At 65.9% G+C, this 14,083-nt stretch carries 6 protein-coding genes, 2 rRNA genes and 1 pseudogene; 1 reads left to right on the forward strand and 8 read right to left on the reverse strand.

Translation table 11 applies throughout. The features are described 5' to 3' along the window. Positions 1 to 71 precede the first annotated feature (71 nt). The 7 genes and pseudogenes from OG746_RS02880 to OG746_RS02910 form a co-directional block, all read right to left on the reverse strand. Positions 72 to 3,194: ribosomal RNA gene (locus OG746_RS02880) — 23S ribosomal RNA — on the reverse strand. Positions 3,195 to 3,499: 305 nt separating this feature from the next. Further along, positions 3,500 to 5,025, reverse strand: a 16S ribosomal RNA gene (locus OG746_RS02885). The 16S and 23S rRNA genes sit together here, the layout of an rRNA operon. A gap of 691 nt (positions 5,026 to 5,716) precedes the next feature. Continuing rightward, on the reverse strand, positions 5,717 to 6,541 hold the full coding sequence (gene proC / locus OG746_RS02890) for a pyrroline-5-carboxylate reductase (RefSeq protein WP_266711277.1): 825 nt from the start codon (positions 6,539 to 6,541) through the stop codon (positions 5,717 to 5,719). A 120-nt stretch (positions 6,542 to 6,661) separates the two neighbouring features. Continuing rightward, positions 6,662 to 7,437: pseudogene (locus tag OG746_RS02895) on the reverse strand (ABC transporter permease); the annotation flags it as partial. Between the two features lie 4 nt (positions 7,438 to 7,441). After that, entirely contained in the window at positions 7,442 to 8,227 is a 786-nt protein-coding gene (locus OG746_RS02900) for an ABC transporter ATP-binding protein (protein WP_266711279.1), read from the reverse strand. A 679-nt stretch (positions 8,228 to 8,906) separates the two neighbouring features. Next, positions 8,907 to 9,404, reverse strand: a complete 498-nt coding sequence (locus OG746_RS02905) for an EamA/RhaT family transporter (RefSeq protein ID WP_266711280.1) — start codon at positions 9,402 to 9,404, stop codon at positions 8,907 to 8,909. Between the two features lie 72 nt (positions 9,405 to 9,476). Beyond that, the gene (locus tag OG746_RS02910; RefSeq protein WP_443063220.1) at positions 9,477 to 9,722 is read right to left on the reverse strand and encodes a peptidase; all 246 of its coding nucleotides are present in this window, start codon (positions 9,720 to 9,722) and stop codon (positions 9,477 to 9,479) included. 249 nt (positions 9,723 to 9,971) lie between these two features. Here OG746_RS02910 and OG746_RS02915 point away from each other — a divergent pair, with 249 nt between their 5' ends. Further along, positions 9,972 to 12,089: a serine/threonine-protein kinase gene (locus OG746_RS02915; RefSeq protein WP_524540454.1), complete on the forward strand. Its 2,118-nt coding sequence runs from the start codon at positions 9,972 to 9,974 to the stop codon at positions 12,087 to 12,089. A gap of 48 nt (positions 12,090 to 12,137) precedes the next feature. Here OG746_RS02915 and ilvD read toward each other — a convergent pair whose 3' ends face one another. Next, positions 12,138 to 13,991: a dihydroxy-acid dehydratase gene (gene ilvD, locus OG746_RS02920; RefSeq protein ID WP_266711283.1), complete on the reverse strand. Its 1,854-nt coding sequence runs from the start codon at positions 13,989 to 13,991 to the stop codon at positions 12,138 to 12,140. Positions 13,992 to 14,083: the final 92 nt, after the last annotated feature.

Genomic DNA, 14,083 nt, shown 5'->3' on the forward strand with positions numbered 1-14,083 from the left:
GCACCGTAGTCGTGGCCCGACATACGGGGTTGTTCGTGGTTTCAGAACCAACACAGTGGACGCGAGCAACTGAGGACAAGCCCTCGGCCTATTAGTACCGGTCACCTCCACACCTTGCGGTGCTTCCAGATCCGGCCTATCAACCCAGTCGTCTACTGGGAGCCTTAACCCCTCAAAGGGGGTGGGAATACTCATCTCGAAGCAGGCTTCCCGCTTAGATGCTTTCAGCGGTTATCCTTTCCGAACGTAGCCAACCAGCCATGCCCTTGGCAGGACAACTGGCACACCAGAGGTTCGTCCGTCCCGGTCCTCTCGTACTAGGGACAGCCCTTCTCAATATTCCTACGCGCACAGAGGATAGGGACCGAACTGTCTCACGACGTTCTAAACCCAGCTCGCGTACCGCTTTAATGGGCGAACAGCCCAACCCTTGGGACCGACTCCAGCCCCAGGATGCGACGAGCCGACATCGAGGTGCCAAACCATCCCGTCGATATGGACTCTTGGGGAAGATCAGCCTGTTATCCCCGGGGTACCTTTTATCCGTTGAGCGACGGCGCTTCCACAAGCCACCGCCGGATCACTAGTCCCGACTTTCGTCCCTGCTCGACCCGTCGGTCTCACAGTCAAGCTCCCTTGTGCACTTACACTCAACACCTGATTACCAACCAGGCTGAGGGAACCTTTGGGCGCCTCCGTTACTCTTTGGGAGGCAACCGCCCCAGTTAAACTACCCATCAGACACTGTCCCTGATCCGGATCACGGACCCAGGTTAGACATCCAGCACGACCAGAGTGGTATTTCAACGACGACTCCACAACCACTGGCGTGGCCGCTTCAAAGTCTCCCACCTATCCTACACAAGCCGAACCGAACACCAATATCAAACTATAGTAAAGGTCCCGGGGTCTTTCCGTCCTTCTGCGCGAAACGAGCATCTTTACTCGTAGTGCAATTTCACCGGGCCTATGGTTGAGACAGTCGAGAAGTCGTTACGCCATTCGTGCAGGTCGGAACTTACCCGACAAGGAATTTCGCTACCTTAGGATGGTTATAGTTACCACCGCCGTTTACTGGCGCTTAAGTTCTCAGCTTCGCCACACCGAAATGTGACTAACCGGTCCCCTTAACGTTCCAGCACCGGGCAGGCGTCAGTCCGTATACATCGCCTTACGGCTTCGCACGGACCTGTGTTTTTAGTAAACAGTCGCTTCTCGCTGGTCTCTGCGGCCACCCCCAGCTCATGGAGCAAGTCCAATCACCAGGAATGGCCCCCCTTCTCCCGAAGTTACGGGGGCATTTTGCCGAGTTCCTTAACCATAGTTCACCCGAACGCCTCGGTATTCTCTACCTGACCACCTGAGTCGGTTTAGGGTACGGGCCGCCATGAAACTCGCTAGAGGCTTTTCTCGACAGCATAGGATCATCCACTTCACCACAATCGGCTCGGCATCAGGTCTCAGCCTTGTGTGCGACGGATTTACCTACCGCACGGCCTACACCCTTACCCCGGGACTACCATCGCCCGGGCTGGACTACCTTCCTGCGTCACCCCATCGCTCACCTACTACCAGCTTGGGCCGGCGGCTCCACCACTTTCCATTCCCCGAAGGGTCCGGAACGGCTTCACGGCCTTAGCATCACTGGATTCGATGTCTTTCGCGTCACAGCGGGTACCGGAATATCAACCGGTTATCCATCGACTACGCCTGTCGGCCTCGCCTTAGGTCCCGACTTACCCTGGGCAGATCAGCTTGACCCAGGAACCCTTAGTCAATCGGCGCACACGTTTCTCACGTGTGTATCGCTACTCATGCCTGCATTCTCACTCGTGAACCGTCCACAACTACCTTCCGGTGCTGCTTCACCCGGCACACGACGCTCCCCTACCCATCCATACAGGCGTTGGCCCTGTTGTATGAATGACACGACTTCGGCGGTACGCTTGAGCCCCGCTACATTGTCGGCGCGGAATCACTTGACCAGTGAGCTATTACGCACTCTTTCAAGGGTGGCTGCTTCTAAGCCAACCTCCTGGTTGTCTCTGCGACTCCACATCCTTTCCCACTTAGCGTACGCTTAGGGGCCTTAGTCGATGCTCTGGGCTGTTTCCCTCTCGACCATGGAGCTTATCCCCCACAGTCTCACTGCCGTGCTCTCACTTACCGGCATTCGGAGTTTGGCTAAGGTCAGTAACCCGGTAGGGCCCATCGCCTATCCAGTGCTCTACCTCCGGCAAGAAACACACGACGCTGCACCTAAATGCATTTCGGGGAGAACCAGCTATCACGGAGTTTGATTGGCCTTTCACCCCTAACCACAGGTCATCCCCCAGGTTTTCAACCCTGGTGGGTTCGGTCCTCCACGAAGTCTTACCTCCGCTTCAACCTGCCCATGGCTAGATCACTCCGCTTCGGGTCTTGAGCGCGCTACTAAATCGCCCTATTCGGACTCGCTTTCGCTACGGCTTCCCCACACGGGTTAACCTCGCAACACACCGCAAACTCGCAGGCTCATTCTTCAAAAGGCACGCAGTCACGACGCAAGGAACAAGTTCCTTGCGCGACGCTCCCACGGCTTGTAGGCACACGGTTTCAGGTACTATTTCACTCCGCTCCCGCGGTACTTTTCACCATTCCCTCACGGTACTATCCGCTATCGGTCACCAGGGAATATTTAGGCTTAACGGGTGGTCCCGCCAGATTCACACAGGATTTCTCGGGCCCCGTGCTACTTGGGTGTCTCTCAAACGAGCCGTTAATGTTTCGACTACGGGGGTCTTACCCTCTACGCCGGACCTTTCGCATGTCCTTCGCCTACATCAACGGTTTCTTACTCGTCTCACGGCCGGCAGACCGTAAAAGAGAGATCCCACAACCCCGCACACGCAACCCCTGCCGGGTCTCACACGTATACGGTTTGGCCTCATCCAGTTTCGCTCGCCACTACTCCCGGAATCACGGTTGTTTTCTCTTCCTGCGGGTACTGAGATGTTTCACTTCCCCGCGTTCCCTCCACACTGCCTATATATTCAGCAGCGGGTGACAGCCCATGACGACTGCCGGGTTTCCCCATTCGGAAACCCCCGGATCAAAGCCTGGTTGACGACTCCCCGGGGACTATCGTGGCCTCCCACGTCCTTCATCGGTTCCTGGTGCCAAGGCATCCACCGTGCGCCCTTAAAAACTTGGCCACAGATGCTCGCGTCCACTGTGCAGTTCTCAAACAACGACCAACCACCCATCACCCCGAACCCTTAAAGTTCGAGTGCACTGGGGCCGGCACTGAAGGCGACCTCACGGCCGTACCTTCAGATACCCAACAGCGTGCCCGGCCCGACCTGTTCACTCTCACGTTCCACGCCGAAGCAGTACTAGTGAAGCCAACCGATCGTGCCGAATAATCAACGTTCCACCCATGAGCAACCACCGTCGAACATTTGCCGACGTAGTGGCCTCTGACCTCGTCCCGAAGGACTCGGTAAGAAGTGCTCCTTAGAAAGGAGGTGATCCAGCCGCACCTTCCGGTACGGCTACCTTGTTACGACTTCGTCCCAATCGCCAGTCCCACCTTCGACAGCTCCCTCCCACAAGGGGTTGGGCCACCGGCTTCGGGTGTTACCGACTTTCGTGACGTGACGGGCGGTGTGTACAAGGCCCGGGAACGTATTCACCGCAGCAATGCTGATCTGCGATTACTAGCAACTCCAACTTCATGGGGTCGAGTTGCAGACCCCAATCCGAACTGAGACCGACTTTTTGAGATTCGCTCCACCTTGCGGTATCGCAGCTCATTGTATCGGCCATTGTAGCACGTGTGCAGCCCAAGACATAAGGGGCATGATGACTTGACGTCGTCCCCACCTTCCTCCGAGTTGACCCCGGCGGTCTCCTGTGAGTCCCCATCACCCCGAAGGGCATGCTGGCAACACAGAACAAGGGTTGCGCTCGTTGCGGGACTTAACCCAACATCTCACGACACGAGCTGACGACAGCCATGCACCACCTGTACACCGACCACAAGGGGGCGCCTGTCTCCAGACGTTTCCGGTGTATGTCAAGCCTTGGTAAGGTTCTTCGCGTTGCGTCGAATTAAGCCACATGCTCCGCTGCTTGTGCGGGCCCCCGTCAATTCCTTTGAGTTTTAGCCTTGCGGCCGTACTCCCCAGGCGGGGCACTTAATGCGTTAGCTGCGGCGCGGACAACGTGGAATGTTGCCCACACCTAGTGCCCACCGTTTACGGCGTGGACTACCAGGGTATCTAATCCTGTTCGCTCCCCACGCTTTCGCTCCTCAGCGTCAGTAATGGCCCAGAGATCCGCCTTCGCCACCGGTGTTCCTCCTGATATCTGCGCATTTCACCGCTACACCAGGAATTCCGATCTCCCCTACCACACTCTAGCTAGCCCGTATCGACTGCAGACTCGGGGTTAAGCCCCGAGCTTTCACAATCGACGTGACAAGCCGCCTACGAGCTCTTTACGCCCAATAATTCCGGACAACGCTTGCGCCCTACGTATTACCGCGGCTGCTGGCACGTAGTTAGCCGGCGCTTCTTCTGCAGGTACCGTCACTTTCGCTTCTTCCCTGCTGAAAGAGGTTTACAACCCGAAGGCCGTCATCCCTCACGCGGCGTCGCTGCATCAGGCTTTCGCCCATTGTGCAATATTCCCCACTGCTGCCTCCCGTAGGAGTCTGGGCCGTGTCTCAGTCCCAGTGTGGCCGGTCGCCCTCTCAGGCCGGCTACCCGTCGTCGCCTTGGTGAGCCATTACCTCACCAACAAGCTGATAGGCCGCGGGCTCATCCTTCACCGCCGGAGCTTTTAACCCCCATCCAGGAGAATGGGAGTGTTATCCGGTATTAGACCTCGTTTCCAAGGCTTGTCCCAGAGTGAAGGGCAGATTGCCCACGTGTTACTCACCCGTTCGCCACTAATCCACCCCGAAGGGCTTCATCGTTCGACTTGCATGTGTTAAGCACGCCGCCAGCGTTCGTCCTGAGCCAGGATCAAACTCTCCGTGAATGTTTCCCCGTCATCGGGGTGACACCACGAGAGCGGAACAGTCGGAGGAATAATCCGACCGTTCACAGCGTCCTCGCTGTGCGCCTGCCGACCCAAAGGCCTGCAGGACTTTTCAAAGGAACCTCGCCCCAGCAGATGCTGGAGACGGGGTATCAACATATCTGGCGTTGATTTTTGGCACGCTGTTGAGTTCTCAAGGAACGGACGCTTCCTTTGTACTCACCCTCTCGGGCTTTCCTCCGGGCGCTTCCCTTCGGTATTTCGTGTTTCCGACTCTATCAGACCGTTTCACCGGCCGATTTCCTCGGGGTCCTGCTGGTCTTGCTCTTCGCTTTCCGGCCTTTCGGCTTTCCGGCGAGTCCGACTCTATCAGATCCTTTCGGGCCTGATTCCCAGTCAGCGGGGCTTGTCTTCGCGGCTGTTGGGCCGTTCCGACGAGTGAGACTTTAGCGGATTCCCGGCCCCCGAGCTAATCGGGGTCGCGTCCTTTCGAACGTGGATTCCTCATTTCGCAAAGACGCACGTAAATGCAGAAGACGACCGAGCAGAAGCCAGTCGTCGAGCGTTTAAGAGGTCTTGCGGAATGGTTGTCCGGGGACCGACCGGGGTCGGCGCTCACGGCGGACAACTCGGAGAACACTACGGATGGGCCCAGGGCGTGTCAACTTCACGCCCCGGGCTCGTACGCAGGTCAGCTGTTGTTGCCGGAGGCCAGTTCGCGGCTGCGGTCGCGGGCGGCTTCGAGGGCGGCGATGAGGGCGGCTCGTACGCCGTGGCTCTCGAGTTCGCGGATCGCGTTGATGGTCGTGCCGGCGGGGGACGTCACGTTCTCGCGGAGCTTGACCGGGTGCTCGCCGCTGTCGCGGAGCATCGTGGCCGCGCCGATGGCGGACTGGACGATGAGGTCGTGGGCCTTGTCGCGCGGGAGGCCGAGGAGGATGCCCGCGTCCGTCATGGCTTCCACCAGGAAGAAGAAGTAGGCAGGGCCCGAGCCGGAGAGGGCCGTGCAGGCGTCCTGCTGGGACTCGGGGACGCGGAGGGTCTTGCCGACCGAGCCGAAGAGTTCCTCGGCGTGCGACAGGTGGGCGCTCGTCGCGTGCGTGCCCGCGGAGATGACGGACATCGCCTCGTCCACCAGAGCCGGGGTGTTCGTCATGACGCGGACCACCGGGGTGCCCTCGGGGAGGCGCTCCTCGAAGAAGGTGGTGGGGATGCCGGCCGCGCCACTGATCACGAGGCGGTCGGACGGGACGTGCTGGGCCAGCTCGTCGAGGAGCGTGCCCATGTCCTGGGGCTTGACCGTGAGGATCAGGGTGTCGGCCTGCTTGGCCGCTTCCTGGTTGGTGACCGGGGTGACGCCGTAGCGGCTGCGGAGCTCCTCCGCGCGTTCGGGGCGGCGGGTCGTGACCATGAGGTCGCTCGGGGCCCAGCCGCCGCGGATCATTCCGCTGAGCAGGGCTTCACCGATCTTGCCCGTGCCGAGTACGGCGACCTTGTGGCGGGTGTGCTGGCTCATGTGACTGGGGGCCTTCCGTGTGCGGCGTCGTCCTCGTCCCGTCGTTCAGGGGCATCCTCGCATCGGGTGTGCCCGCCGTTCGCGGGTGTCCGGTGGGCGGAACGGGCGGGCGCCGGGGGCTCAGGCCGTGCGCCGGCGCAGGGTTGCCGCGCCCAGGCCGAGGACCAGGACGGCGCAGCCGGCGACGATCACGACGTCGCGGAGGTAGGTGGCGGTGAGGTCGGTGTGCTTGAGGACCTCGTTCATGCCGTCGACGGCGTACGACATGGGGAGCACGTTGGAGATCCCCTCGAGGATCGGCTGCATCTGGTCGCGCGCGATGAACAGGCCGCAGAGCAGCAGCTGCGGGAAGATCACCGCCGGCATGAACTGGACCGCCTGGAACTCCGATGCCGCGAAGGCCGAGACGAAGAGGCCGAGGGCCGTGCCGAGCAGGGCGTCGAGGAGGGCGACCAGGAGGAGGAGCCAGGCCGAGCCCGTGACGTCGAGGTCGAGGACCCAGAGGGCGAGGCCCGTGGCGAGGAGGGACTGGACGACGGCGACCGTGCCGAAGGCCAGCGCGTAGCCGCCGATCAGGTCGGCCTTGCCGAGCGGCATGGACAGGAGGCGTTCCAGGGTGCCGCTGGTGCGTTCGCGGAGGGTGGCGATGGACGTCACCAGGAACATCGTGATCAGCGGGAAGATGCCGAGGAGCGAGGCGCCGATGGAGTTGAAGGTGGCCTGGTTGCCGTCGAAGACGTAGCGGAGCAGGAAGAGCATCACGCACGGGACGAGCAGCATCAGGGCGATCGAGCGCGGGTCGTGGCGGAGCTGGCGCAGGACGCGGAGCGCGGTGGCGGTGGTGCGGTACATGTTCATGGCGGGCTTCCCGGGGCGTCGGCGAGGGCGTCAGTGGGTGCGTCAGTGGGTGGTGGGGCGGGCGGCGTTCGTCGCGTTCGCCTCGTCGACGAGGTGGAGGAAGGCCTCTTCGACGGTGGGGGCGGCGGTGCGCTCGCGCAGGGCGTCGGGGGTGTCGTCGGCGAGCAGTTCGCCCTCGCGCATGAGGAGGAGGCGGTGGCAGCGCTCGGCCTCGTCCATGACATGCGAGGAGACGAGGATCGTGGCGCCGCGGGCGGCGAGGTCGTGGAAGAGGTTCCACAGGTCGCGGCGGAGGACCGGGTCGAGGCCGACGGTCGGTTCGTCGAGGACCAGGAGCTCGGGGGTGCCGAGGAGGGCGACGGCCAGGGAGACGCGGCTGAGCTGGCCGCCGGAGAGGTTTCCGGCGAGGGCGTCGGCGTGGGAGGTGAGGTCTACGTCGGTGAGGACGCGGTCGACTTCGGCGTTGCGGTGGGCGGCGGCGGACCGGCCGGGGAGCAGGACGGATGCGAAGTAGGCGAGGTTCTGGCGGATCGTGAGGTCGAGGTAGACGGACGGGGCCTGGGTCACGTAGCCGACGCGGGAGCGGAGCTTGGGGTGGCCGGCAGGGTGGTCGAGGACGGTGAGGGTGCCGGTGACCTTGGCCTGGGTGCCGACGACGGCGCGCATGAGGGTCGACTTGCCGCAGCCGGAGGGGCCGAGCAGGCCGGTGATCTGGCCGCGCGGGACGGTGAAGTTCAGGTTGCGCAGGACGGGGTGGGGGCCTCGGACCACGGTGAGGTCGGTGGCTTCGACGGCGGTTTCCGTGGAGGGTGACGGCGACTTATTCATCACACGATGAATAATCCTCCGGAGGGGTGGGGGCGTCAAGGTGTGGGTTGGGTGGCGCCCGGCCGGGGTTGCGGGGCGCGCGGCGGGGCGGTCGTATCGGCGTGCGGCGTCGGGGTTGCGGGGCGGCGGCGGGGCTGGGGCCGTTGTATCGCGCGCGGCGCCGGGGTTTTGCGGCGGCAGCGGGCTGGGGTCGATGTATCGGCGCGCGGCGCCGGGGTGCCGCCTTGCCCACCCTGCCGCCCAAGGCGGCAGATTGCCCAAGGCGGTGGGCGTCGACCGCAACAGGTGGGGAGCCGTGCGGGGCGGCGGATTACCCAAGGCGCGTGCGGTCGACCGCAGCGGGTGGGGAGCCGGGGTTGGCGGCAGGTTGCCCGAGGCGGGGGCGGCGTCGACCGCCTCGGGTGGGGGAGCCGTGGCTGGCGGAGGTCGCCCAGGGCCGGGGCGCCCCTCGCCGTCCCGGGTGGGGAGCCGCAGCTGCCGCCGGATTGCCCAAGGCGGTGGCGGTACCCCGTCGGGCCGACGCCCCCGGAGGGGGCGGGTGGTGGGAGGTGGGCGGGGCAAATTAAGCCCCTGCGGCGATTGAGCAGCGGGGTCCGGGGCAGAGCCCCGATCTTTCCAGCCCCGCCGGCGATTGAGGCGCGGGGTCCGGGGCGGAGCCCCGTGGCGTGCGGCCGGAGGGCTACCGGCGCTTCTTCTTGGCCGGGTTGCCTGCGCGGCGCGCCGTGCGGCGGGAGTACTGGGCGCGAGCCGTCTCGTACTCCTCGCGGCGGAGCTTCTCGCCCGGGGCCTCGACCAGGCAGCGCAGGGCGTAGGCGATCAGGACGCCCACGAAGCCGATCGCCAGGAAGCCGCGCAGCGACGCCTGCTTCTCGGGGTCGTGCCGCTCGGTGAAGCCGGTGCGGGTCCGGGCGAAGGCGAGCGCGCTGCAAACCGCGAACATCACGATGAGCAGCAGGTTCACGAGGGATCCGACGTCGGCGATCGCCAGGCCCTCGTAGGCGAAGCGCAGGACGAAGCAGCCGGCGGCCGCCAGGACCAGCGCGCCCACGCCGACCGCGGCCCGGCGCAGGCCGTAGTTGCCGCTGTGGTCGACCCAGGTCGTACCGAAGAAGCGGATCTCCTCGGGCTGGGGCCCCGGGGCCGGGGAGGTGCTGGGGGTGCCGGTTTCGTCGCTCACGCCCCCGATTATCACCGGACCGGGCCGCGGCACCCGCAGCCCGGCCCCCTAGCGCGGCCCCTTTAACGCGGCTCAGGCGCAGCGCGGCGCCACGTAGCCGTCACTGCCCGTCTTCACGTACGTATCGGAGACGTACTCGCCGACGCCGATGTTGTCCCAGACCCGCGACGTGCCGTACGGGCCCGCGACCGTCTCGCCCGGCTTCTGGCAGAAGATCGGCACCTGCGCGCTCAGCGGCAGCACCCGCACCACGCGGTACTGGGTTCCGGGGCCACTGCGGACGTTCACGTTGTAGCCCGGGGCCACCCGGTAGTACATCGCCGCTGCCGCCGCTTCCACGGACTGGCTGGGCCGGCTGGACTGAGCGGACTGTTCGTCTACTGCCATGGCGTGGCGTCTCCCCGTCGAACGAAGCCCGTTCTGCGTTCATTGAGGGCCCGTTGAAATGTATGTGGTGAGCTGTCGAACACGCAGGCTAGCAAGGCTCGTTCGGCTCGTACGAACCATCGACTAGGCTCCGTGCGTCGCGCGCGCACGGAGATCGCGATGTCATCCACGGGGGTGGACATGCCGTCACACAACAGCATCGGGACCGGCGCAGAAGCGGAACTTCCGGAGTACGCCGGGCACTACCGGCTCGAGGAGCGCCTGGGTGCGGGCGGCATGGGCGTCGTACACCTGGCGCGGTCGGCGGCAGGGCTGCCGATCGCGGTGAAGGTGGTGCACGCCGAGTTCGCGGGGGACCCCGAGTTCAGGGGCCGGTTCCGGCAGGAGGTGGCGGCCGCTCGGCGGGTCAGCGGGGCCTTCACCGCGCCGGTCGTCGACGCCGACCCGGAGGCCGAACTGCCGTGGATGGCAACGTTGTTCATCCCAGGCCCGACCCTTGCCGAGCACGTCAAGCGGAACGGTCCGCTGGAGCCCGCCCAGCTGCGGCACCTGACGGCCGGACTGGCGGAGGCGCTGCGCGACATCCATCGCGCCGGTGTCGTGCACCGCGATCTGAAGCCGAGCAATGTGCTGCTCGCCGAGGACAGTCCCAAGGTGATCGACTTCGGGATTTCGCGCCCCAAGGACAGCGAACTGCGCACGGAGACCGGCAAGTTGATCGGTACGCCGCCGTTCATGGCGCCCGAGCAGTTCCGCCGCCCGCGCGAGGTCGGCCCGGCCGCCGACGTGTTCGCGCTCGGCTCGCTCCTGGTGCACGCGGCGACGGGCCGGGGCCCGTTCGACTCCGACAGCCCCTACCTGGTGGCGTATCAGGTGGTGCACGACGAACCGGATGTGTCCGGCGTGCCCGAGGATTTGGCGCCGCTCGTCCTCGCCTGTCTGGCGAAGGAGCCGGAGGAGCGGCCCACGCCGGACGAGCTGATGGCCCGGCTGCGGCACATCTCGGCGCGGTACGACACGCAGGCGTTCATACCCGCACAGCGGGAGCCGGTCGAGCAGACCAGCGCCAACTCCCGTGAAGAGACGTCAAGTTCACCGGCCACCCCGCAGAAGCGCCCCCGACCCCGCACCCTCGTCACCCTCGCCGGCATCCTCGCGCTGAGCGGCGCGCTCACCGTGCCCCTCCTCTGGGGGAGCGACCCCGGCTCGGGCACCGGCACCCGGACCGCCCCGGCCGGCTCCCCCGCCACGTTCCACCCCTGGCAGCGGAAGCTCGGCTCCGGTGCCGTGCCCGCCTGCTCGTACGGGGCCGGGAGCCTGAACTGCACCGTGCCCGGTGCGCTGGCCGTGTCGCTGGATCCGCGGGACGGCTCGGTGCGGTGGAAGCGGAAGGCGTCCGGTGGGGCGGGGGACGTCGTCGGGGCGGCGCCCGTGGTGTCGGGCGGGCTGGTGCACGCGCTCACCCCGGACGGGTCCCGGCTCGTCGCGATGGCGCCCGATACGGGCAAGTCCCGCTGGTCGATGGACATTTCACGGTTCCAGGGGCAGGTGCGTCAGGCGGCGGGGCGGGTGCTCCTCGCGGCGCCCGACGGGACGCTCAGCGCGGTCGACAGCACGACCGGGAGACCGGTGTGGCGCCACCGTCTCCCCGGGACGTCGACGATCCAACCCGCCCTCTCGTACGTCGGTGGGGGCCTGGCCTATGCGACGACGCCCGCGCCCGACGGCGCGAACACGCTGGTGAGCGCGGTGGATCCGGAGACGGGTGACGTCCGCTGGCAGCAGCGATCGCCGGGCACGGCGACCCCGATCGGGGTGTCCGACGGGGTCGTCTGGTGCGCGGAGCAGAACGCCTCGGGCGAGACCGTCGCGCTCGTCGGCCATCGCCTCACGGACGGGGCGGTGGCACGTCGCGTACGGCTGTCCCTGCCGCTGCCGTCCGCGACGGTGGCGCTGCACGGCGATACCGCCTATCTACTCGCGGCGGGCGGCGCGCTGGTGGCGCAGGACCTCGCGTCCGGCAAGCAGGTGTGGCGGTCGGAGACTTCGGTGAGCCGGGGCTCGGCGCCCGCAGTCGACGCCGCCTCGAACCGGGTATACGTGACGGCCCCCGACGGCCGGCTGCTCGCCGTGGACCGGCGCACGGGCCGTCCGGTCGGACAGAGCAGTCCCCGGCCCGCGGGCCGATCGGACCGGGTGGTGGCCGATATTCCGGCGCCGGTCGTGAGCGGCGGCCGGGTGTACGGGAGCGCGCCGGACGGCACCGTTTCCGGCGCCGCCACGGCGGACGATCCCTAGGGCCTCTCTTCGAACTTCGAAGACAGGGACTGGCTTCAAAGCCAGGAACTAGCCGAGCTGCGACACGTCGCGGACCGCGCCCTTGTCGGCGCTGGTGGCCATCGCGGCGTACGCGCGCAGAGCGGCCGAGACCTTGCGCTCGCGGGCCTTGGGAGCGTAGACGCCGCCAAGGGCCTCGCGCCGCGCGGCCAACTCCTCGTCGCTCACGAGGAGTTCGATGCCACGGTTCGGGATGTCGATGCGCACGCGGTCGCCGTCCTCGACGAGCGCGATGACGCCACCGGCGGCGGCCTCGGGCGAGGCGTGGCCGATGGACAGACCCGACGTACCGCCGGAGAAGCGGCCGTCCGTGACGAGCGCGCACGCCTTGCCGAGGCCGCGGCCCTTCAGGTACGAGGTCGGGTAGAGCATCTCCTGCATGCCGGGGCCGCCCTTGGGGCCCTCGTAGCGGATGACGACGACGTCGCCCTCCTTGACCTGCTTGAGCAGGATCTTCTCGACGGCCTCCTCCTGCGACTCGCAGACGACGGCCGGGCCCTCGAAGGTCCAGATGGACTCGTCGACACCGGCGGTCTTCACGACGCAGCCGTCCTCGGCGAGGTTGCCCTTCAGGACGGCGAGGCCGCCGTCCTTCGAGTACGCGTGGGCGACATCGTGGATGCAACCGCCCGCCGCGTCGGTGTCGAGGGTGTCCCAGCGCTCGGACTGCGAGAAGGCCTCGGCGGAGCGCTTGCAGCCGGGGGCCGCGTGCCACAGCTCGTTCGCCTCGTCGGAGGCAGAACCGCTGCGGATGTCCCAGGTGTCCAGCCATTCCTTGACGGAGGCGGAGTGGACGGTGTTGACGTCCTCGTTGAGGAGACCGCCGCGGTACAGCTCGCCGAGGATCGCGGGGATGCCGCCGGCGCGGTGCACGTCCTCCATGTAGTACGTCCTGGAGCCCGCGACGTTCGGCGCGACCTTGGCCAGGCACGGGACGCGGCGCGAGACCGCGTTGATGTGGTCGAGGTTGTAGTCGACCTCGGCCTCCTTGGCGGCGGCCAGGAGGTGCAGGATCGTGTTCGTGGAGCCGCCCATCGCGATGTCCAGCGCCATCGCGTTCTCGAACGCGGCGTGGGTGGCGATGTTGCGCGGCAGGACGGAGTCGTCGTCCTCGCCGTAGTAGCGGTTCGCCAGCTCGACGACCGTGGCGCCCGCGCGCTCGTACAGGCCCTTGCGGGCGGTGTGCGTGGCGAGCACCGAGCCGTTGCCCGGCAGGGCCAGGCCGATGGCCTCGGCGAGGCAGTTCATCGAGTTGGCGGTGAACATGCCGGAACACGAGCCGCAGGTCGGGCAGGCGTTCTCCTCGATGCGGAGGATGTCCTCGTCCGACACCTTCTCGTTCACGGCCTCGGACATCGCGTCGACCAGGTCGAGCGTGCGGACCGTGCCGTCGACGAGGGTCGCGCGGCCGGACTCCATCGGGCCGCCCGAGACGAAGATCGTCGGGATGTTGAGGCGGAGCGCCGCCATCAGCATGCCGGGGGTGATCTTGTCGCAGTTGGAGATGCAGATCAGCGCGTCCGCGCAGTGCGCCTCGACCATGTACTCGACCGAGTCGGCGATCAGGTCGCGCGAGGGCAGCGAGTACAGCATGCCGCCGTGGCCCATCGCGATGCCGTCGTCGACGGCGATCGTGTTGAACTCGCGGGCGATGCCGCCCGCCTCGCGGATCGCGTCGCTCACGATGCGGCCGACGGGCGCCAGGTGCGTGTGCCCCGGCACGAACTCGGTGAACGAGTTGGCGACGGCGATGATCGGCTTCCGGCCGATGTCCGCACCGGGTACACCGGAGGCGCGCATAAGGGCGCGGGCGCCCGCCATGTTGCGGCCGTGGGTGACTGTGCGGGACCTCAGCTCGGGCATCGTCGCTCGCTCCTTCAGAGGGATAAAAAATCTGTCTCCCGAGCCTACGCCGCCGATCCAAGCGCTGGACAGGGTGTCCGCATAACGGGATA

The sequence above is a fragment of the Streptomyces sp. NBC_01016 genome, assembly GCF_026341035.1.
Lineage (GTDB): Bacteria > Actinomycetota > Actinomycetes > Streptomycetales > Streptomycetaceae > Streptomyces.